The organism is Bacteroides sp. 1_1_30, from assembly GCF_020982715.1.
GTDB lineage: Bacteria > Bacteroidota > Bacteroidia > Bacteroidales > Bacteroidaceae > Bacteroides > Bacteroides xylanisolvens.
On sequence record NZ_JAJKHN010000009.1, the window covers coordinates 35,593 to 56,076 of the forward strand.

Here is a 20,484-nt window from a genome sequence, read left to right on the forward strand (position 1 = left end):
AAGAATGATGAATGAAGAATGGCTACGCGATTATGATGAATCACTCACATCGCGAATTTTTCATTCTTCATTCTTCATTCTTCATTAAAATAATTATCTTTGCATCAGCTATTAAAAACCTCTTATATCAAATAAACTTATGACAAACTTATTATTGTTAGGCTTTTTGCCCAGTGGTTCCGAATGGATTATTATCGCTTTGGTTATCCTTCTTCTTTTTGGTGGAAAGAAAATTCCTGAACTGATGCGCGGATTAGGCAAAGGCGTAAAAAGCTTCAAAGACGGTGTGAACGAAGCGAAAGATGAAATAAACAAGGCTAAAGACGAGTTGGACAAACCTGTAGATCCTTCTAAGAACTAAAAGAGCACAACATACGGATGGCAGAAATGACCTTTTGGGATCATTTGGACGAATTGCGTAAGGTACTTTTTCGGGTAGTTGGAGTTTGGTTTGTATTGGCAATAGGCTATTTTATTGCTATGCCCTACCTCTTCGACCATGTAATACTTGCGCCTTGCCACAATGATTTCATATTCTACGATTTATTACGGCATATCGGTAAAACATTTGATTTGACCGATGACTTCTTCACGCAACAATTTTATGTGAAGCTGGTCAATATCAACTTGGCTGCTCCTTTCTTTATTCACATGTCGACAGCATTCTGGATGTCGGTGGTGACGGCTATGCCTTATATCTTTTTTGAAATATGGCGTTTCATCAATCCCGCCCTTTATCCGAATGAGAGAAAGGGCGTGCGTAAAGCATTGACTATCGGAACACTGATGTTCTTCATCGGTGTACTGTTGGGCTACTTTATGGTTTATCCGTTGACTCTCCGTTTCCTTTCTACTTATCAGTTGAGTTCGGAAGTGGAGAATATCCTGTCGCTCAATTCTTATATCGACAATTTTATGATGCTGATTCTCTGCATGGGATTGGCTTTTGAACTTCCATTGGTTACATGGTTGCTTTCTTTAATGGGAGTGGTCAACAAGTCCTTCCTGCGGAAATACCGCCGTCATGCGGTTGTCGTCATAGTGATAGCTGCTGCTATTATTACTCCGACGGGAGACCCGTTCACCTTGAGTGTTGTTGCTATTCCGCTTTATCTGTTGTACGAGATGAGTATTTTGATGATAAAGGACAAGAAGAAAACAGAAGAGGAAGTTGAAGATGAAGCTGGAGATGAAGTTGCCCTGTCCGAAGAGTGAAGCGATAGAATCTTATGAAATCCTTTTAGCAGTTTGCCGGACGGAAGATGCTTATCTTGCCGTAGGATATAAGCAAATGCGCGACTTGCTGGAGCGTATTTGTCGCGCGCAAATGCAAAACGAAAGCTTACAGATGACCGACCTTTCCGCACGAATCAGTTTTGTGGCGGCTAAGGTCGGTCTCTCTGTTGCAGAGCAGAACCGGCTGCATACTTTCCGGCTCACTTCGAATGCTATCTTGAACCGCCAGCAGGAGCCCAACCGGGAACAACTCTTGCGCGATGCGAAAACATTAGCTTTTTTTATTCGTAAACTCTTGGAAGAGGATATTCCCTTGGAATTATACCGCCTACTTCCGCGTGCGGATGCCACCTATCTGGTTGCGCCTCCTGCCCGCGAACGGGTGCAGCGGATGCGTGTCTGCTTCCAGTATGCTGACGAGCAATATTTGTATGTGACTCCCTTGGACGAAGTCTCGGAGAAACCATATTTAGTTCGTTATAATATCCCTCAAATCAATGAAGAGTTTGCAGAAACGTGCAAACTGCTTTGGCGTCATGCCCAGGTCAATTTATTGGATGTTGCAGTGGATGAGGCGGGAATCCTGACTCCTTCTTTCATTGTACTCGAACCGGATTATTTACTTGACATCAGTTCTTTGGCAGAGTGTTTCCGTGATTACGGGCATCATCCGGCCAATTATTTTCTTTCCCGTCTTCAACCGATCGAAAATGCCCGGCCTCTGTTACTGGGAAATATAGCCAATCTTTTCCTGGACGAATGGATTCATGCGAAGAGTGAAGACATAGATTATCGTACCTGTATGCAGAAAGCCTTCCGGCGTTATCCTATTGAGCTGGCTGCCTGTTCCGATTTGCGCGACAAAGAGAAAGAACGCCAATTCTTTGAGGACTGCAAACTGCACTTCGATCATATTCGTGAAACGGTCAATGATACCTTTCATGCAGCCGGTTATGAACTGGACAAGACGGATGCCGTGCTCGAACCGTCTTATATCTGTGAAGCACTCGGACTTCAGGGACGTCTCGACTATATGCAGCGGGATATGTCTTCTTTCATAGAAATGAAATCCGGCAAGGCGGATGAATACGCTATCCGAGGCAAGGTAGAGCCGAAGGAGAATAATAAAGTACAGATGTTACTTTATCAAGCAGTCCTGCAATATTCGATGGGAATGGATCACCGGAAAGTGAAAGCCTATTTGCTTTATACCCGTTATCCGCTCCTTTATCCCTCCCGTCCTTCATGGGCGATGGTACGTCGGGTGATTGATTTGCGTAACCGGATTGTGGCCGATGAATATGGCGTCCAATTACGCAACAGTCTGGAATATACGGCACAAAAACTGGAAGAAATCAATGCCTCCACCTTGAATGAACGAGGATTGAAAGGACGTTTTTGGGAAACATATCTGCGTCCTTCTATTGATAACTTTCAATCGAAACTGAAAGCTCTTTCTCCACTGGAAAAGAATTACTTCTATGCGGTGTACAACTTCATTACAAAGGAACTTTATACTTCAAAATCCGGTGATGTGGATTATGAAGGACGTACCGGGGCAGCTTCTTTATGGCTTTCTACATTAGCGGAGAAATGCGAGGCCGGAGAAATCATTTATGATTTGAAAATAAAGGAGAATCATGCTGCCGATGAACATAAAGCCGGACTTACTTTTTCTTTCTTTAAAAAGGAGAAGGCTGGGGAAACTTTGTTGAATGAGGCTACCATAAATGATATTACTGGAGATAAAGCTATTGGAAATGACATTACCGGAGATAAAGCTATTGGAAAAGATATTCTTGGAAATGAAGCCTCTGCAAGTAAGACTGTCAGAAGTGAAGCTCTTGAAACAGAGACTTCTCTTCCTAATTTCCGTCAAGGCGACGCCATTATCCTTTATGAACGTAACCGCGATACAGATAACGTTACCAATAAAATGGTTTTCAAGGGCAATATTGAATACTTGACAGAAAACGAAATAGGTATCCGCTTACGTGCTACCCAGCAGAATCCATCCGTACTTCCTGCCGAAAGCCTTTATGCGATAGAACATGATACAATGGATACAACATTCCGCTCGATGTATCAGGGGTTATATATTTATCTTTCTGCAAGGAAGGAGCGGCGTGACTTATTGTTGTCACAGCGTCCTCCTCGGTTTGATGAATCATTGGATTCCATGATTTCCCGTTCGGAAGACGATTTTACGCGAATCGCCCTGAAAGCAAAAGCCGCACAGGATTATTTCCTTCTTATCGGGCCTCCGGGAACAGGCAAAACTTCATGTGCCCTGAAGAAAATGGTGGAGACTTTTCATGCAGATAAAGATGCGCAGATTCTTTTGCTTTCATACACCAACCGGGCTGTCGATGAGATATGCAAGTCGCTGGCTTCCATTGCTCCGGCTGTTGATTTTATACGTGTGGGAAGTGAATTATCATGTGATGAAGCCTACCGCGGGCATCTGATTGAAAATGAATTATCCTCTTGTAGCCGTCGTTCGGAAGTGTACGAACGCATCCGGAATTGTCGGATTATTGTGGGAACGGTAGCGGCTATTTCCGGCAAACCGGAACTGTTTTGTCTGAAACATTTTGATGTAGCTATTATTGATGAAGCTACCCAAATATTGGAACCGCAGTTGTTAGGCATTCTCTGTGCACGTGGAGAAGACGGAAAAGATGCAATAGATAAGTTTGTGTTGATCGGAGATCATAAACAACTGCCTGCTGTGGTACAGCAAAATACGGAGCAATCGGCCATTTATGATGAATCTTTACTGTCTATCGGGTTGACCAATCTGAAAGATTCCTTGTTTGAACGCCTCTACCGGAACTGTACTGCAACAGTTCATCGCTCCTACGATATGCTATGCCGTCAAGGGCGAATGCATCCGGAAGTTGCTTTGTTTGCTAATCGTGCCTTTTATGGAGGGCGTCTGATCCCTGTCGGCCTGCCTCACCAAATAGAATCATCCGATACTATCTGTCGTTTGGCTTTTTATCCCTCTGTGCCGGAAAAGGCCGGAGCATCTGCAAAGATCAACTATTCGGAAGCACGTATTGTTGCCGACTTAGCTGCTCGCATTTATGAAGATCATCAGACAGATTTTGACGAATCCCGTACTTTAGGGATCATTACCCCTTACCGGAGTCAGATAGCATTGATAAAAAAAGAAATAGAATCATTAGGTATTCCAGCTCTGAACCGAATCCTGGTTGACACAGTAGAACGGTTCCAGGGAAGCGAGCGTGATGTAATAATCTATTCCTTCTGTGTCAACTACCCTTACCAACTAAAATTTCTATCCAATCTGACGGAAGAAGAGGGTGTTTTGATCGACCGGAAACTGAATGTTGCCTTGACCCGTGCAAGAAAACAGATGTTCATTACAGGAGTTCCCGAGCTCCTCGAACGCAATCCACTCTATAAAAGTTTATTAAAATTAATAGAAAGCTTCTGAAAAATTGCATCATTTTGCAGATGTTAGTTTTTATTCTCTCTTTATGCAATTCATTAACACCTCTATGTTGAACAAACGCCTATATTTGCAACACGTTTTTTTCATAGAGATTTAGATTTAAGGTTAGAAGAATTGTGGAAGTCGTGAGACTTCCCTTTTTTTCATCTTAACGTTTACTATACTTCATTATAGGAATGCAAAAACACTGTTTCTAGTGTTTCGGTTAAAAATTTTGCAGGAGGATGATGCAGGATAAGTAAACCTAAAAAGCCTTCTTCGTGAGAAGAGGCTTTTTTATTTTTCTTTTCATTTTTCATTTTTTTGAATAATTGGTTAAAAACAAAAGAGTAACTCGGCGACGAGTTACTCTTTTGTTTTTAACGATTCTATCTGTACGAATAGATTTAATCCAATACGATAGGTTTGTATTTCGGAACTAATGCCTTCATGATAACCCAACCCAACAGATAAGCTACTGCACACACGCAGAAGATGATGAAATATCCGGCCGGTTTACCTTCGAAGCCCATGAATGTCATGGCAGGGTGAACAAATTGTGCCCCTTGTTCGAGTAACTCTTTCGTCATTTCCACCTCATGACCGTCAACCATCGTTGTTCCGGAAGCATATACGAACAAGTTACCTGCCACTTTCTGAAGAATCATAGAGCCTACGCCTCCTGCCATACCACCTATACCGGTGATACTTGCAATAGCTGTTCTTGGGAACATATCGCCTACGGTAGAGAATATATTGGCCGACCAGGATTGATGAGCAGCTCCACCAATACCGATTAAGATAACCGGGAACCATGGAGAAACAGTACCTAACGGTTGTGCTAACAGTACAACCAGCGGGAAGAAGGCGAAGATTAGCATCGCTTTCATACGGGCTGCATACGGATTCATACCTGTTCTGTTGATGAAGATAGTAGGTAGTTTACCACCATAGATAGATAACATAGTCACTGCATAAAGCGTAAAGATCAACGCCATACCCAGCGGGTCGGAGGTTTTGATACCGAATTGTGTATTCAGATAAGACGGAGTCCAGAAAAGGAAGAACCACCATACGCCGTCAGTCATGAACTTACCGAAGACAAAGGCCCATGTTTGTTTGTAGCTGAAACATTGCCAGAACTTCATTCTCTTTTCATCTTTTTCGTCTGTCATTGGAGCACTGCCTGCTTCGCGATTATCTTGCTCGATGTAGTCAAGTTCTGCCTGATTGACATGTTTGCTTTTCGACGGTGCATCGTACATAAACACCCAGAATCCCATCCAGATAAAGCCAAGTCCACCAATTACGATAAATGCCATTTCCCAACCGAACATTTTTGCCAGAATAGGAATGGTAAGAGGAGCGATCAATGCTCCGATAGATGCACCGGCATTAAAGATAGAAGTAGCATAAGCACGGTCTTTTTTAGGGAAGTACTCTGCGGTTACTTTAATAGCGGCAGGGAAGTTACCAGCTTCTCCTAATGCGAGGATACAGCGGGCGGCGAGGAAGCAGTACATACTGACCGTAGCAATAGTCACTACCACATCTCCTGTGGCACCTGCCAGTTCTGCTGCACTATGAAGTCCAACTTGTGCTTCTGTGACAATACCACAAACGGCATGAAGACAAGCACCTGCCGACCATACACCGATAGCCCATAGAAAACCTTTTTTAGTTCCCATCCAGTCGACAAAACGACCGGCAAACAGCATACATATAGCGTATACAATGGAGAAAACAGAAGTAATAGTACCGTAGTGAGATTCGTCCCAGTGGAATTCCGGTTTGATAAATTCATCCCACGTCAATGAGAGAACCTGACGGTCGAGATAGTTAACTGTAGTAGCAAAAAATAGCATAGCACAGATGGTCCATCTGTAGTTTGTCATCTTTTCGCCTGTTTTTTGAAATGCATTCATGATAATGGATTTAAATAGATTTTGTTTCGTTGACAAAGGTCGGTATTTCGACTGAATTTTATTTGTAAAAATTGGTCAAAATCATGTATTATTCGTTGCATTATATATGCTATTTGTTTCAAAGGATATAAAAATGTCTCATAGCATTATCATTTGCAACGTTGGGGGTAATACAGAAAGAAGATAAACGAGTTTGTGAATCAAGAGCAAATGAGTCTAATCTTTTAGACGCAGATGACGCGGATAATGCGGATTCTTATTTTTTGATCCGTGCTATCCGCGTTATCTGCGTCTGAAAAATTATATGTCATACAGGAATACGCAACGGTTAGCGCATTTCTGTATATTTGATCTTGTCCATGTCTCCGTAATCGAGGTTTTCACCTGCCATACCCCAGATAAACATGTAGTTGCTTGTTCCGGCAGCAGCGTGGATAGACCATTCCGGTGACATGATAGCTTGTTCGTTCTGCATCCATACGACGCGTTCTTCTTGAGGTTCGCCCATGAAGTGGCAGATAGCATTTCCTGCCGGTACATTGAAGTAGAAGTATGCTTCTACACGACGAGAGTGAGTGTGTGCCGGCATGGTGTTCCATACGCTACCCGGTTTCAGTTCAGTCAATCCCATTTGCAGTTGGCAGGGGCCTTCTTCAAGTACGTTGTTAACAATCAACTGGTTGATAACGCGGTCGTTGCTTTCTTCCAGCTTTCCGGCAGCAAATGAGTTTGCTTTCAGAGAACCTTTACGTCCGTCGATAGTAATCAATTGAGTCTTGTATTCCTTGTGGGCAGTAGCCGAGTTGATGTAGAATTTGGCAGGATTGCTGGAATCTTTGCTCTTGAAAGTCACTTTCTGCTTGCCTCTACCTACGTACAGGGCATCTTTGAATTTCAGCGTATATTCTTTACCGTCTACGGTTACGATACCTTCGCCACCAATGTTGATGACACCCAGTTCGCGGCGTTCGAGGAAGAATTTAGATTTCAGCGGGTCGATTGTTTCAAGTACCAATTCTTTTGTTGCAGGTACTGCGCCACCGAAGATCAGACGATCGTACATAGAATAAGTAACGTTGATTTCGTTCGGAACCATTACTTTTTCCATCAGGAAGCTACTGCGCAAGCGGTTAGTATCATACGTTTTCACGTCTTGCGGGCTGCAAGCCACTTGCATCTTGTAATTCACCTGGGCGGAGGCAGACATTGCTGCGATACCCAACATCATTGCAATTGCTAATTTTTTCATCTTTCGAGTTTTTTATTGAGTTATATATTATATACCACTTATTATTATCAGTTAAAGGCTTTTCTACTTATTCCTTATTACTGTTCAATGCGTTCTTTGCGTCGTTTCTAGTCATGCGGATACGGTTGTAGATAGCCATTCCGAGTGCCAGTGCCACGAGGATGGCAGGGCCGATAATCTTCAGACTGTAAGTAAGGTGGAAGATACCCCAGCAGAAGAGACTGGAAGCAAAGTCAAGTGCGCCGCCTTCAAAACCGGCGGGGATGTTTACTGTCGGGTCACCTGTTGCTTCGTATACATCTTTAGCAGCCAGTGTGAAGAAGCCTGCCAGTCCTGTTACGAAATACAGACCTACAATCAATGCTACCAGGCCGATAATAAATGATTTCACTACGTTACCTTTTGTAATAGGCAGAATCATCGGGAACAGGTAGAACATACCTGCCAGAGAAGCCAGCGGTAAGAAACGGTTGCCCGGAAGGATAACAGCCAGGAAGATAGTGACAGGGATCAACAGCAGAGATACCACCAGGGTAGTCGGGTGACCGATAACCAGTGCAGGGCTCATACCGATGCTCAAACCGGTGTTATTCTTATATTTCTTAGCAATCAGTTCGCGGGTAGCGTCAGAGATCGGTTTCAAACCTTCGATAAAGAGGCTGGTGATACGTGGAATCAATTCCATCACCGCACCCATCTTGATACCCAGTCCTAAAATGCCCGGAATATTATCCAATACTTCTTTCCAGCTGGCACAACCCAATGCGCCGATACCGCAACCGATTACGATACCCAAGAACAGCGGTTCACCCATCAATCCGAATTTCTTTTTCATACCTTCAGAATCGATATTCAGCTTGTCGAATCCCGGAATTTTATCCAATAGTTTATTGATTACAATAGCAAACGGAACGAAACTTTGGCAGAACGGTTGAGGAATAGAGATACCGTCCATTTTATCATAGAACTTCTGGAAAGCAGGAGCAGTCATATCAGCCATTACCAGTGTAATGATGTAACAGATGATGGCAGCGAAGAATCCCCAATAGATATTGTCGGAAGCGAAGTAGACGATAGCACCGATAAATGCGAAGTGCCAATAGTTCCAAAGGTCGATATTAACGGTACGGGTTGTTTTGGTAAGCAACATTAATAAATTGACTCCCAAGCAAACAGGGATGATGAAAGCACCGACTGAAGTGTTGTAAGCTACCGCCGCAGCAGAAGGCCAACCCATGTCGAAAATTCCCAATTCCAATCCGTAGATTTCAACCATTTTACTTAATGCCGGACCCAGACTGCTGGTGAGCAATGCCGTCACTACTGATAAACCAACGAAACCGACACCAACCAACAAACCGCTCTTCAGCGCTTTGGGAAGTTTAATACCGATACATACTCCTAAAATCGTGAAAATGATTGGCATCATTACTGCCGCTCCAAGACCGATAATGTACTTAAATACTTCTTCCATTCTGTTCTATTTTTTCTCTGTTTTAATGATAAATTACCTGTGTTTCCCCAGAGGGTATTAGTTGTAAACCGTGCCAAAAGTAAGACCTTTTTTGCTTTCTTCCAAAACGAAACTCTTAATTTATGAGATATTGCATCAAAAATGGACATTTTTGACGTTTGCGTGCACAAAATTAGTCGTTTCCGTGCACGAAAAACAAAAAATGCACCTACTTGACTAAAAAATCCCACTGGGTTTGGAGGAAAAACACTACTTTCGTACCGTGAAAAAAGACTATGTTGAATCCTTAAAATAACAAACCATGAGACGAACTCCTTTTTATAATTTTTTTATAGTGGCTTTATTGGTTACAATGACCGCTTCTGTATCGGCACAACAGGTAGACAGCAAACTTCCCTGGTCTGTGCGACTGACTGAATCGGAAATGATCCGTTACCCCGAATCCTGGCAGCTCGACTTTCAGCCGAAACTGAAATGGGATTATTGCCACGGACTTGAACTGGGAGCCATGCTCGATGTGTACGACGCTTATGGCGACAAGAAAATTAGCGATTACGCCATCGCGTATGCGGATACAATGGTGCACGAAGACGGAAGCATTACCGCTTATAAATTAACCGATTACAGTCTTGACCGTATCAACTCCGGAAAAATCCTTTTCCGTATCTATGAGCAGACCAAGAATCCTAAATATAAGAAAGCGCTCGACCTGCTTTATAGCCAGTTTGAAGGACAACCGCGTAATGAGGACGGTGGTTTTTGGCATAAAAAGATTTATCCCCACCAAATGTGGCTGGACGGAATTTACATGGGAGCTCCTTTCTACGCGGAATATGCATTCCGTAATAATCTTCCGCAGGACTATGCAGATGTAATCAACCAGTTTGTCACTTGTGCCCGTCATACGTACGATCCTAAGAATGGTCTTTATCGTCATGCGTGCGATGTAAGCCGCACTCAACGTTGGGCGGACCCGGTGACCGGACAATCGAAACATACATGGGGACGTGCAATGGGATGGTATGCGATGGCATTGGTGGATGTGCTCGAATTTATTCCGCAACATGAAGCCGGAAGAGATTCCCTGCTTGATATATTGAATAATGTAGCTGTGCAGGTGAAGAAACTTCAGGACCCGAAGACCGGAGGATGGTATCAGGTGATGGACCGGAGTGGTGATAAGGGTAATTACGTAGAATCTTCCTGTTCCGCTATGTTTATTTATTCGCTCTTTAAGGCGGTTCGTTTGGGATATATTGATAAGTCTTATCTGGATGTGGCATTGAAGGGCTACAAAGGATTCCTGGATAATTTTATCGAAGTGGACAAGAACGGATTGGTAACCATCACCAAGGCTTGTGCAGTGGCAGGATTGGGAGGAAAGGTCTATCGTTCCGGCGATTATGACTATTATATTAATGAAACTATCCGCAATAACGATCCTAAAGCCGTAGGACCTTTTATTATGGCTAGCTTGGAATACGAACGTTTACAAAAGTAATTTCCGACAATGAAAAGGAGTATTTTTAAAGGAATGATGTGTTTGCTTCTACTGGGTGTGGGAGCAACATCTGTTTATGCACAACAACAGCAACGCAAAGACACATTAGTTGTGGCACGCGACGGGACAGGGGAGTATCGTAACATTCAGGAAGCCGTGGAAGCTGTCCGCGCTTTTATGGATTATACGGTGACGATATTTATCAAGAACGGTATATACAAAGAAAAACTGGTCATTCCTTCCTGGGTAAAGAATGTGCAATTAGTGGGCGAAAGCGCAGAAAAAACGATTATCACTTACGATGACCATGCCAATATCAATAAGATGGGTACTTTCCGTACCTATACGGTAAAAGTGGAAGGGAATGACATCACTTTCAAAGACCTGACGATTGAAAATAATGCGGCTCCACTGGGGCAAGCGGTAGCTCTTCACACCGAAGGTGACAGACTGATGTTTGTCAACTGTCGTTTCTTGGGAAATCAGGATACTATTTATACAGGAACCGAAGGAGCGCGTCTCTTATTCACAAATTGCTATATCGAGGGAACTACCGATTTTATTTTTGGTCCTTCCACCGCTCTATTCGAATATTGTGAACTGCATAGTAAACGTGATTCGTATATCACTGCCGCTTCCACTCCTCAAAGTGAAGAATTCGGTTATGTTTTCAAAAACTGTAAGTTGACGGCCGCTCCGGGAGTGAAAAAAGTATATTTAGGTCGTCCGTGGCGTCCTTATGCGGCAACGGTCTTTATCAATTGTGAGTTTGGTAATCATATCCGTCCCGAAGGATGGCACAATTGGAAGAATCCGGAGAACGAAAAGACAGCCCGTTATGCCGAATTCGGAAATACGGGTGCGGGCGCAGATACTTCCGGGCGTGTGGCATGGGCTAAACAGTTGACAAATAAGGAGGCAATGAAGTATACTCCGCAAAATATCTTTAAGGAAAGCAGTAATTGGTATCCCTATAAATAAAAATACGTAGGTTTTCCGACTGTTTATGCAGCTTGAAATTTTTGTTTCCGGGCTTGGCTCTTTGCTTTCCCTAGCTTAAAACTCCTGTTCCAAGGCAGGAAACTGCAGTTTCCCTATGTGGGAACTGTCGTTTCTCTACGTGGAAACTAGCGTTTCTTCCCGGGGAAACTGTAGTTCCTATGCGTGGAAACTGAATTTGCCTGCGTGCAAAACAGGATTATATAAGGTGTTGCAGATAAACATCTGCAACGGTATCTGCAACAGTATCTGCAACGCTGCAATCAGTTGATTGCAAGTAAGATACAAGCAAAACGTTGCAGGTGGCAGATAAAAACAAAAAATAAAACTCGTAAGAGGGGATGAAGAATATGAAAACACTTAGGGTTAAAATGGTAGGGCTACTTGCAACGGCTCTTATTCTTTTTTCTGCATTTCGTGCAGACAAACCGGTCATCACTATCTTTATGATAGGTGATTCGACAATGGCTAACAAGAAAATAGACGGAGGAAATCCCGAACGTGGTTGGGGAATGGTACTTCCCGGATTCTTCTCCGAAGACATACGGATAGACAATCATGCCGCCAACGGTCGAAGTTCTAAGAGCTTTATCAGCGAAGGACGCTGGGAAAAAGTAATTTCTAAAGTGAAAAAAGGAGATTATGTCTTTATTCAGTTCGGCCATAATGATGAGAAAGCAGACTCTACCCGTCACACCGATCCGGGCAGTACTTTTGATGAAAATCTTCGTCGGTATGTGAATGAAACCCGCGCCAAAGGTGGAATACCGGTATTGTTCAACTCTATCGTCCGTCGAAATTTCGTACAGCCGAAGGATGATGCCATCGCAAAAGATGTCCGCCGCACACCAGGGGAAAAGGAACAACCGAAAGAAGGAATTGTTTTATTCGATACGCATGGCGCCTATCTGGATGCTCCCCGCAATGTGGCAAAAGAACTGGGAGTGACTTTCATCGACATGAATAAAATCACCCACGACCTGGTGCAGGAACTGGGACCAGTAGAATCAAAGAAACTATTTATGTTTGTCGAACCCAATCAGGTGCCGGCTTTCCCGAAAGGTCGTGAAGACAATACTCATTTAAACGTATACGGAGCACGAACAATTGCCGGACTGGCAGTGGATGCCATCGGCAAGGAAATTCCGGAACTGGCGAAATATATCCGTCAATTCGATTATGTAGTGGCCCAAGACGGTAGCGGTGATTTCTTTACCGTGCAGGAAGCTATCAATGCTGTTCCCGATTTTCGCAAAGACGTCCGTACCACTATCCTGATTCGTAAAGGAACTTATAAAGAGAAACTCATCATCCCTGAATCCAAGATTAATATCTCTTTGATTGGAGAAGACAGTGCGATACTGACTTATGACGGTTTTGCAAACAAGAAAAATGTATTCGGCGAGAACATGGGAACTTCCGGTTCGTCCAGCTGTTACATCTATGCCCCCGATTTTTATGCGGAGAATATCACATTCGAGAACTCATCAGGTCCCGTAGGACAGGCAGTTGCCTGCTTTGTGTCTGCCGATCGTGTCTATTTTAAGAACTGTCGTTTCCTCGGCTTCCAGGATACCCTCTATACATACAGCAAGCAAAGCCGCCAATATTATGAAGACTGCTACATCGAAGGAACGGTAGATTTTATCTTCGGTTGGTCTACGGCTGTTTTCAACCGTTGCCACATTCATAGCAAACGGGATGGTTATGTCACCGCTCCCTCTACTGATAAAGGTAAAAAATATGGCTATGTATTCTATAATTGCAAACTGACTGCGGAACCGGAAGCCACAAAAGTGTATCTGTCCCGTCCCTGGCGTCCGTATGCACAAGCTGTATTCATCCGTTGCGAATTGGGGAAACACATTCTTCCCGTTGGCTGGAACAACTGGGGCAAGAAGGAAAACGAGAAAACTGTCTTTTATGCCGAATATGAAAGTCGGGGCGAAGGAGCCCATCCGAAAGCGCGCGCTGCTTTCTCCCAACAATTGAAGAATCTGAAAGGATATGAGATAAATGCAGTTTTGGCAGGAGAAGACGGATGGAATCCGATAGAGAACGGAAATAAACTGATAACGGTAAAGCGTTGATCTGACGAACAGATATGATTGTTTACTCAAGTTTCGGAAGTAGTTTAATAGGCTGAAAGCCTTCTATTATATAGCGTAGGGCATTGCCCTACGTGATAGGTATACACCAAACATAAGCCCTGAAAGGGCGGAACTGCATATGCTCAACTGGTACACTGCTTTATTGAGCTGGTACAACTTTATTGAACTGGTACAAAGTTGGTGTAATATACCTCTGCAATGGAACAAAAATTAAGCTAATTTACCTCTGCAATGAAACAAAAAATGAGTAAATTCACCCCTGCAATGAAACAAATTTGTATATTTGTAACTGTAAATAAACAAATTACGATATGTTTGAACGAAGGATACAGAATCAGTTGCATGAGTGGGCAGAGAAAAATAATAGAAAACCTCTGATATTGAGAGGAGCCCGCCAAGTAGGGAAGACCACTATTGTTGAGCAGTTTGGCAAAGAATTTGATAATTTCCTGTCTTTAAATCTTGAAAAGAAAGAGGCAAAGGATTTGTTTGAGTCTACTGATGATGTAAAGATGCTGCTGCCTTTATTGTTTTTGTATGATAATAAGCCGCAGAGGCCGGGACGAACCCTGCTTTTTATCGACGAGATACAGTCGTCGCCACAAGCTGTTGCATTGTTGCGGTACTTTTACGAGGAATTGCCGGAGTTGTATGTTATTGCAGCAGGTTCTCTTCTGGAAAATATGTTGGACAAACACATCTCGTTGCCTGTAGGACGGGTGGAGTATATGGCTTTGCATCCGTGTTCCTTTATTGAATTTCTTCAGGCAATAGGAGAGGGACGGTTTGTAGATTGGATTTTGGAAGCACGTTTGCCGGAGGCTTTCCATCAACAATTAATGCTACTTTTTAATAGTTATGCACTGATAGGCGGGATGCCCGAAATTGTAGCGAGGTATGCTGCCAACCGAGATGTTGTATCCTTGTCCGATACTTACAATCAACTGCTAAATGCCTACAAGAATGATGTGGAAAAGTATGCGGGGACAAACACGCAAGCTGCGGTGATTCGTTACATACTGGAAGAAGGTTGGGGATATGCAGGGCAAGCTGTCACTTTAGGAGGATTTGCACAGTCCGCTTACAAAGCCCGTGAAACGGGCGAGGCTTTCCGTACTCTGGAAAAAGCATTGTTGCTGGAGTTGGTATATCCTACCACTCATACGATAATGCCAGCTACCACAGATTTGAAACGCGCTCCTAAATTGATCTGGCTGGATACAGGACTAGTAAATTATGCGGCTGAAATACAAAAAGAATATCTTCTTAGTAAAGATTTGACGGATACATGGAGAGGTATGGCTGCCGAACAAATCGTTGCGCAGGAATTAAAAGCTCTTTCCAACGAAGTAGGTAAGAAGCAAAAGTTTTGGGTACGGGCTAAAAGGGGGAGTTCTGCAGAAGTGGACTTTGTATACATATATGGCGGGAAAATCATTCCAATTGAAGTGAAAAACGGACACAACGCCCACTTAAAATCCATTCATCAGTTTATGAATGAAACGGAGCATGATTTGGCAGTTCGAATCTGGTCGGGGAATTATGCCATAGACGAAGTTACTACTAATGAAGGAAAACATTTCAAACTTATCAACCTTCCTTTTTACATGATAGCCGCATTGCCTAATATTTTAAAAAAAATAGAGACATAAGTCATGTTGGCCCGATTCTGTTAAATAGCCGCTAAAGATTGCATGATACTACAAGTATTTTTCTATCTTTACGCCACAGAACCGAGTGATATGATGAAGAAAACCTTAATTTCAGTAATTCTTTTGTTAGCTATTGCGTTCTCAACATACGCGCAACAGCACTGTTTTTTCACCCACTATTCTACTGAAGATGGATTATCCCAAAATACGGTGATGAACATCTTGCAGGATCACAAAGACAACCTTTGGTTTGCCACCTGGGATGGTATCAACCGTTTCAACGGTTATACTTTCAAAACATACAAGGCTCGTCAGGGAAACTACATCAGTCTGACCAATAACCGTGTAGACCGTATGTATGAAGATTGTTACGGCTTTCTGTGGTTGCTGACTTATGACAACCGTGTCCATCGTTTCGACCCGAAGACAGAGACATTCGAGCAAGTGCCTGCTGCCGGAGAAGAGGGGAGTGCTTTCAATGTGCATACCATTGAAGTGATGCCGAACGGAACCGTCTGGCTGCTAACGGAAAACGATGGAGCTATCCGCATCCTGACGCATCCGGATGAGAATAATCGCTTGACATGGGATATTTATTCCAGCAAGACAGAACTGTTTCCTTCTTTACATGTATTCAAAGTTCATCAGGATAAAGCCGGCAATGACTGGTTGTTGACGGATAATGGCCTCGGTATGATCCATCCCGGAAAGAAAGAGCCGGATTCTTATTTTACGGAGACAAAAGGAAAGTTTGGCGGAATGAATCAGGCTTTCTATGCTGTGCAGGAACGCGATAAAGATATTTGCTTCGCCTCGGATCATGGACGCATCTGGTCTTATCAGAAAGAAAGCGGAGAGTTTACGTTGATCGAGCTTCCCACAAAAGGACAGATAACCTCCATTCATCCCATTGCACCGGACGTATCCGTTATTACTACCGATTCGGATGGCTTCTTTACTTACAACCTGCGAACAAAAACAAACGTACATTACTCGTTCCTGGCTTGTAAGGCGTTACCCGCAAAGCCGATCCTTTCTGCTTATGTAGACCGTTCTTCGGAAGTGTGGTTCGAACAGGAAGAACCGGGTGTTGTAGCTCATTTTAATCCCTCGACCGGAGTGGTGACCCGTGAACAAATTCCAATAGAATATAGTAATCCCGAACGTTCCCGTCCGGCTTTTCATATCCATGAAGACGTAAACGGTTATCTTTGGGTACATCCTTACGGAGGAGGTTTCTCTTACTTCGATCCTCAAAAAAAATGCTTGGTTCCTTTCTATAACGGACTGGGTAGCCGTGACTGGCGTTTTTCCAATAAGATTCATTCGGCCTTTTCCGACAAACAAGGTAATCTGTGGCTTTGTACCCACTCCAAAGGATTGGAGAAGGTGACTTATCGAAATGTACCCTTTGCGATGATGACCCCTATGCCTCATGAACACGAATCGTTGCATAATGAGGTGCGTGCCCTGTGTGAAGATAAACTGGGCAATTTGTGGGTTGGCTTGAAAGACGGTATACTTCGTATATATGATGCCGGCAAAACTTATAAAGGATACCTCACCGAAAACGGCACGATCTCTACCATCGGTACTCCCATGTTGGGAACCGTTTATTTTGTTATTCAGGATTCAAAAGGAATCATCTGGATTGCGACAAAAGGAGACGGCCTTGTTCGTGCCGAGCCGACTTCTTCCAACGGAATGTCTTATAAGTTGACCCGTTATCTTCATCGTGAAGATGATATGTACAGTTTGAGCGATAATAATGTATATTGCGTCTATGAAGATCATTATGGTCGTATCTGGCTGGCAACTTTTGCCGGAGGTATCAATTATATCACGGAGAATGAAGCTGGAAAGACATTGTTTATCAATCACCGGAACAACCTGAAAGGTTATCCCATCGATCCTTGTTACAAAGCTCGTTTCATCACTTCCGATAACAACGGACGCTTGTGGGTAGGAACAACTACGGGTGCCGTTGCTTTTGATGAGAATTTTAAGAAACCGGAGGATGTGAAGTTCTATCATTTCTCCCGTATGCCGAATGATACGCAAAGTTTGAGTAATAATGATGTCCATTGGATTATCTCCACCAAGAAAAAGGAACTTTACCTGGCTACTTTCGGCGGCGGACTCAACAAACTGGTATCTATCAGTAAGGACGGTCACGGAGAATTCAAATCATATTCCGTATTGGATGGTCTTCCTTCTGATGTCCTGCTTTCCATCCGCGAAGATAGTAAGCAGAATTTATGGATTAGTACAGAGAATGGAATTTGTAAGTTCATCCCCTCTGAAGAACGTTTTGAAAGTTATGACGAACGTAGTATCACTTTCCCCGTACGTTTTAGTGAAGCCGCTTCGGCATTAACTGCTAAAGGAAGCATGCTTTTCGGTGCCAGTGGCGGAGTCTTTATATTTAATCCTGACTCTATTCGTAAGAGCAGCTATATCCCGCCTATCGTATTCTCCAAACTGACAGTGGCTAATGAGGACATTACCCCCGGCGGCAACTCATTATTGAAAGTGGATATTGACGACACTGATAAATTGGTACTTTCGCATAAAGAGAATATTTTCTCCGTTCATTTCGCGGCACTCGATTATACCAATCCGCAGAATATACAGTATGCTTATATTCTCGACGGATTTGAAAAACAGTGGACCTTTGCCGACAAACAGCGTAGCGTGACTTATACGAATCTTCCGAAAGGAGAGTATGTGCTCCGCGTCCGTTCTACCAATAGCGATGGTGTGTGGGTGGATAACGAACGTATCTTGGATATTGTCATTCTGCCTTCTTTCTGGGAAACGCCGATAGCATACGTGCTTTATATACTTTTCATTCTGATTATTATTCTTGTGGCCGTTTATATCCTGTTCACCATTTACCGGTTGAAGCATGAAGTGTCGGTCGAACAGCAGATTTCGGATATAAAACTGCGCTTCTTTACGAATATATCCCATGAGTTGCGTACTCCGCTTACGTTGATAGCAGGTCCGGTAGAGCAAGTCTTGAAGAATGATAAATTGCCGGCTGATGCCCGCGAACAGTTGGTGGTGGTTGAACGGAACACCAGCCGTATGCTTCGTCTTGTCAATCAGATATTGGACTTCCGTAAGATTCAGAACAAGAAGATGAAGATGCAGGTACAGCGTGTGGACATCGTTCCTTTCGTGCGCAAGGTGATGGATAATTTTGAGGCTGTGGCCGAAGAGCATCGGATTGATTTCCTGTTTCAGACGGAAAAGGAGCATCTTTATCTTTGGGTGGACGCCGATAAGCTGGAAAAGATTGTATTCAACCTGCTTTCCAATGCATTTAAGTATACGCCGAATGGCAAGATGATAACGATGTTTATCCGTGAAGATGAGAATACAGTTTCTATCGGTGTACAAGACCAGGGAATTGGTATCGCGGAAAATAAAAAGAAGTCCTTGTTTGTCCGTTTTGAGAATCTGGTGGACAAGAATCTGTTCAATCAGGCTAGTACGGGTATCGGACTTTCATTGGTGAAAGAGCTTGTGGAGATGCACAAGGCTACAATTTCCGTGGATAGTCGTTTGGGAGAGGGAAGTTGTTTCAAAGTCGATTTCCTGAAAGGGAAAGAACATTATGATAAGGAAACCGAGTTTATCCTGGAAGATGCGGAAGCTCCGGTAAGGATGGGGCAAGTGGTGGATATAGCCAACTCTTCCATTCAGTCTGAAACGCTGATACCCGATGATTCGGAGAAAATTGAAGCCGTTTATGAGGAAGATGCTGCGAAAGAAGAAAACTCCAAAGAACTGATGTTATTAGTCGAAGATAATCAGGAGTTACGTGAATTCTTGCGTAGTATATTTACTCCGATGTACAGGGTAGTGGAAGCTGCCGATGGTAGGGAAGGAGCGAATAAAGCATTGAAGTATCTTCCGGATATTATTATCAGTGACGTGATGATGCCCGAGAAAGACGGTATTGAAATGACGCGTGAACTGCGTGCGGATATGACAACCAGCCATATACCTATTATCCTGCTTACTGCCAAGACTACGATTGAAAGTAAACTGGAAGGATTGGAATATGGTGCGGATGATTATATCACGAAACCTTTCAGTGCTACCTATCTGCAAGCCCGTGTGGAAAATCTGTTGATGCAGCGTAAGAAACTGCAAAGTTTCTATCGGGATAGCCTGATGCATATCAATATGTCCGTTACTTCCGGCGAGTTGCCTGCGTCGACAAAGGCTATGGCTGAAGAGGAAAAAAAGATAGTGTCGGAGCGAGAAGAAGAGCAAACGCAATTACAGTCACAACAGCAACCGACCATTCCTGATATGTCTCCAAATGACCGTAAGTTTATGGATAAACTGGTGGAATTGATGGAGCAGAACATGGATAATGGAGACCTCGTAGTGGATGATTTGGTACGTGAACTGGCTGTCAGTCGTTCCGTGTTCTTCAAGAAGCTGAAGACATTGACAGGACTGGCACCTATTGAGTTTATCAAAGAAATACGCATCAAGCGTGCTACGCAACTGATTGAAACCGGAGAGTTTAATATGACGCAGATTTCATATATGGTCGGAATCAACGACCCGCGTTATTTTAGCAAATGTTTTAAGGCACAAGTGGGTATGACACCAACTGAGTATAAGGAAAAAATAGGCCGGTAATACGTAATAATAATCTTTTTGTTATTCTATTTTAGGATATAAATGATTTGAGAGACTATTCCTATGAACTTCTCAATTCATATATTCCAAACTCAAAGTGTATTTTATATGCTTTGTTTGTAAACGTTCATTTGCTTGGGAATGTATATAAAAAAGTAGGGCGAGTGTATATATTCAAATATACATTCGCCCTATCTTTTTTATATGTTTTT

The 20,484-nt window shown here is 43.2% G+C and carries 12 protein-coding genes; 8 read left to right on the forward strand and 4 right to left on the reverse strand.

Features of this window, described 5'->3' with window-relative positions; genetic code table 11:
* The first annotated feature begins 139 nt into the window (after nucleotides 1-139).
* From tatA to LPH68_RS03700, 3 genes are read left to right on the forward strand one after another with little or no spacing between them, the layout of a single operon-like run.
* Nucleotides 140-361 (forward strand): twin-arginine translocase TatA/TatE family subunit, encoded by a 222-nt coding sequence (gene tatA, locus LPH68_RS03690; RefSeq protein WP_004301497.1) that lies wholly within the window; start codon nucleotides 140-142, stop codon nucleotides 359-361.
* A gap of 17 nt (nucleotides 362-378) precedes the next feature.
* Nucleotides 379-1,215: a twin-arginine translocase subunit TatC gene (gene tatC / locus LPH68_RS03695; RefSeq protein ID WP_004301498.1), complete on the forward strand. Its 837-nt coding sequence runs from the start codon at nucleotides 379-381 to the stop codon at nucleotides 1,213-1,215.
* Nucleotides 1,178-4,699, forward strand: a complete 3,522-nt coding sequence (locus LPH68_RS03700) for an AAA domain-containing protein (protein WP_151923407.1) — start codon at nucleotides 1,178-1,180, stop codon at nucleotides 4,697-4,699. Before tatC ends, LPH68_RS03700 begins: the two co-directional genes overlap by 38 nt.
* Before the next feature lie 176 nt (nucleotides 4,700-4,875).
* Here LPH68_RS03700 and LPH68_RS03705 read toward each other — a convergent pair whose 3' ends face one another.
* The 4 genes from LPH68_RS03705 to LPH68_RS03720 form a co-directional block, all read right to left on the reverse strand.
* Complete coding sequence (locus LPH68_RS03705; RefSeq protein ID WP_153882606.1) at nucleotides 4,876-5,016, reverse strand: hypothetical protein; 141 nt, start codon at nucleotides 5,014-5,016, stop codon at nucleotides 4,876-4,878.
* Nucleotides 5,017-5,103: 87 nt separating this feature from the next.
* Nucleotides 5,104-6,621, reverse strand: a complete 1,518-nt coding sequence (locus LPH68_RS03710) for an MFS transporter (protein WP_008642154.1) — start codon at nucleotides 6,619-6,621, stop codon at nucleotides 5,104-5,106.
* A gap of 328 nt (nucleotides 6,622-6,949) precedes the next feature.
* Entirely contained in the window at nucleotides 6,950-7,870 is a 921-nt protein-coding gene (gene kduI, locus LPH68_RS03715) for a 5-dehydro-4-deoxy-D-glucuronate isomerase (RefSeq protein WP_004301501.1), read from the reverse strand.
* Between the two features lie 67 nt (nucleotides 7,871-7,937).
* Entirely contained in the window at nucleotides 7,938-9,344 is a 1,407-nt protein-coding gene (locus LPH68_RS03720) for a PTS galactitol transporter subunit IIC (RefSeq protein WP_004301502.1), read from the reverse strand.
* Between the two features lie 301 nt (nucleotides 9,345-9,645).
* Here LPH68_RS03720 and LPH68_RS03725 point away from each other — a divergent pair, with 301 nt between their 5' ends.
* The 5 genes from LPH68_RS03725 (at nucleotide 9,646) to LPH68_RS03745 (ending at nucleotide 20,272) form a co-directional block, all read left to right on the forward strand.
* Nucleotides 9,646-10,845, forward strand: coding sequence for a glycoside hydrolase family 88 protein (locus LPH68_RS03725; RefSeq protein WP_151923406.1), 1,200 nt, complete (start codon nucleotides 9,646-9,648; stop codon nucleotides 10,843-10,845).
* A 9-nt stretch (nucleotides 10,846-10,854) separates the two neighbouring features.
* Entirely contained in the window at nucleotides 10,855-11,826 is a 972-nt protein-coding gene (locus tag LPH68_RS03730) for a pectinesterase family protein (RefSeq protein WP_004315061.1), read from the forward strand.
* 359 nt (nucleotides 11,827-12,185) lie between these two features.
* Nucleotides 12,186-13,934, forward strand: coding sequence for a pectinesterase family protein (locus LPH68_RS03735; protein ID WP_004315063.1), 1,749 nt, complete (start codon nucleotides 12,186-12,188; stop codon nucleotides 13,932-13,934).
* A gap of 332 nt (nucleotides 13,935-14,266) precedes the next feature.
* The gene (locus tag LPH68_RS03740; protein WP_134985078.1) at nucleotides 14,267-15,607 is read left to right on the forward strand and encodes an ATP-binding protein; all 1,341 of its coding nucleotides are present in this window, start codon (nucleotides 14,267-14,269) and stop codon (nucleotides 15,605-15,607) included.
* A 90-nt stretch (nucleotides 15,608-15,697) separates the two neighbouring features.
* A complete protein-coding gene (locus LPH68_RS03745; protein ID WP_192923095.1) occupies nucleotides 15,698-20,272 on the forward strand; it encodes a hybrid sensor histidine kinase/response regulator transcription factor in 4,575 nt (1,524 codons plus the stop codon).
* Nucleotides 20,273-20,484 lie beyond the last annotated feature (212 nt).

Coding starts and splice junctions, on each gene's coding strand:
- tatA (WP_004301497.1), top strand. CDS start 140: ATGACAAACTTATTATTGTTAGGCTTTTTGCCCAGTGGTTCCGAATGG.
- tatC (WP_004301498.1), top strand. CDS start 379: ATGGCAGAAATGACCTTTTGGGATCATTTGGACGAATTGCGTAAGGTA.
- LPH68_RS03700 (WP_151923407.1), top strand. CDS start 1,178: ATGAAGCTGGAGATGAAGTTGCCCTGTCCGAAGAGTGAAGCGATAGAA.
- LPH68_RS03705 (WP_153882606.1), bottom strand. CDS start 5,016: ATGAAAAATGAAAAGAAAAATAAAAAAGCCTCTTCTCACGAAGAAGGC.
- LPH68_RS03710 (WP_008642154.1), bottom strand. CDS start 6,621: ATGAATGCATTTCAAAAAACAGGCGAAAAGATGACAAACTACAGATGG.
- kduI (WP_004301501.1), bottom strand. CDS start 7,870: ATGAAAAAATTAGCAATTGCAATGATGTTGGGTATCGCAGCAATGTCT.
- LPH68_RS03720 (WP_004301502.1), bottom strand. CDS start 9,344: ATGGAAGAAGTATTTAAGTACATTATCGGTCTTGGAGCGGCAGTAATG.
- LPH68_RS03725 (WP_151923406.1), top strand. CDS start 9,646: ATGAGACGAACTCCTTTTTATAATTTTTTTATAGTGGCTTTATTGGTT.
- LPH68_RS03730 (WP_004315061.1), top strand. CDS start 10,855: ATGAAAAGGAGTATTTTTAAAGGAATGATGTGTTTGCTTCTACTGGGT.
- LPH68_RS03735 (WP_004315063.1), top strand. CDS start 12,186: ATGAAGAATATGAAAACACTTAGGGTTAAAATGGTAGGGCTACTTGCA.
- LPH68_RS03740 (WP_134985078.1), top strand. CDS start 14,267: ATGTTTGAACGAAGGATACAGAATCAGTTGCATGAGTGGGCAGAGAAA.
- LPH68_RS03745 (WP_192923095.1), top strand. CDS start 15,698: ATGATGAAGAAAACCTTAATTTCAGTAATTCTTTTGTTAGCTATTGCG.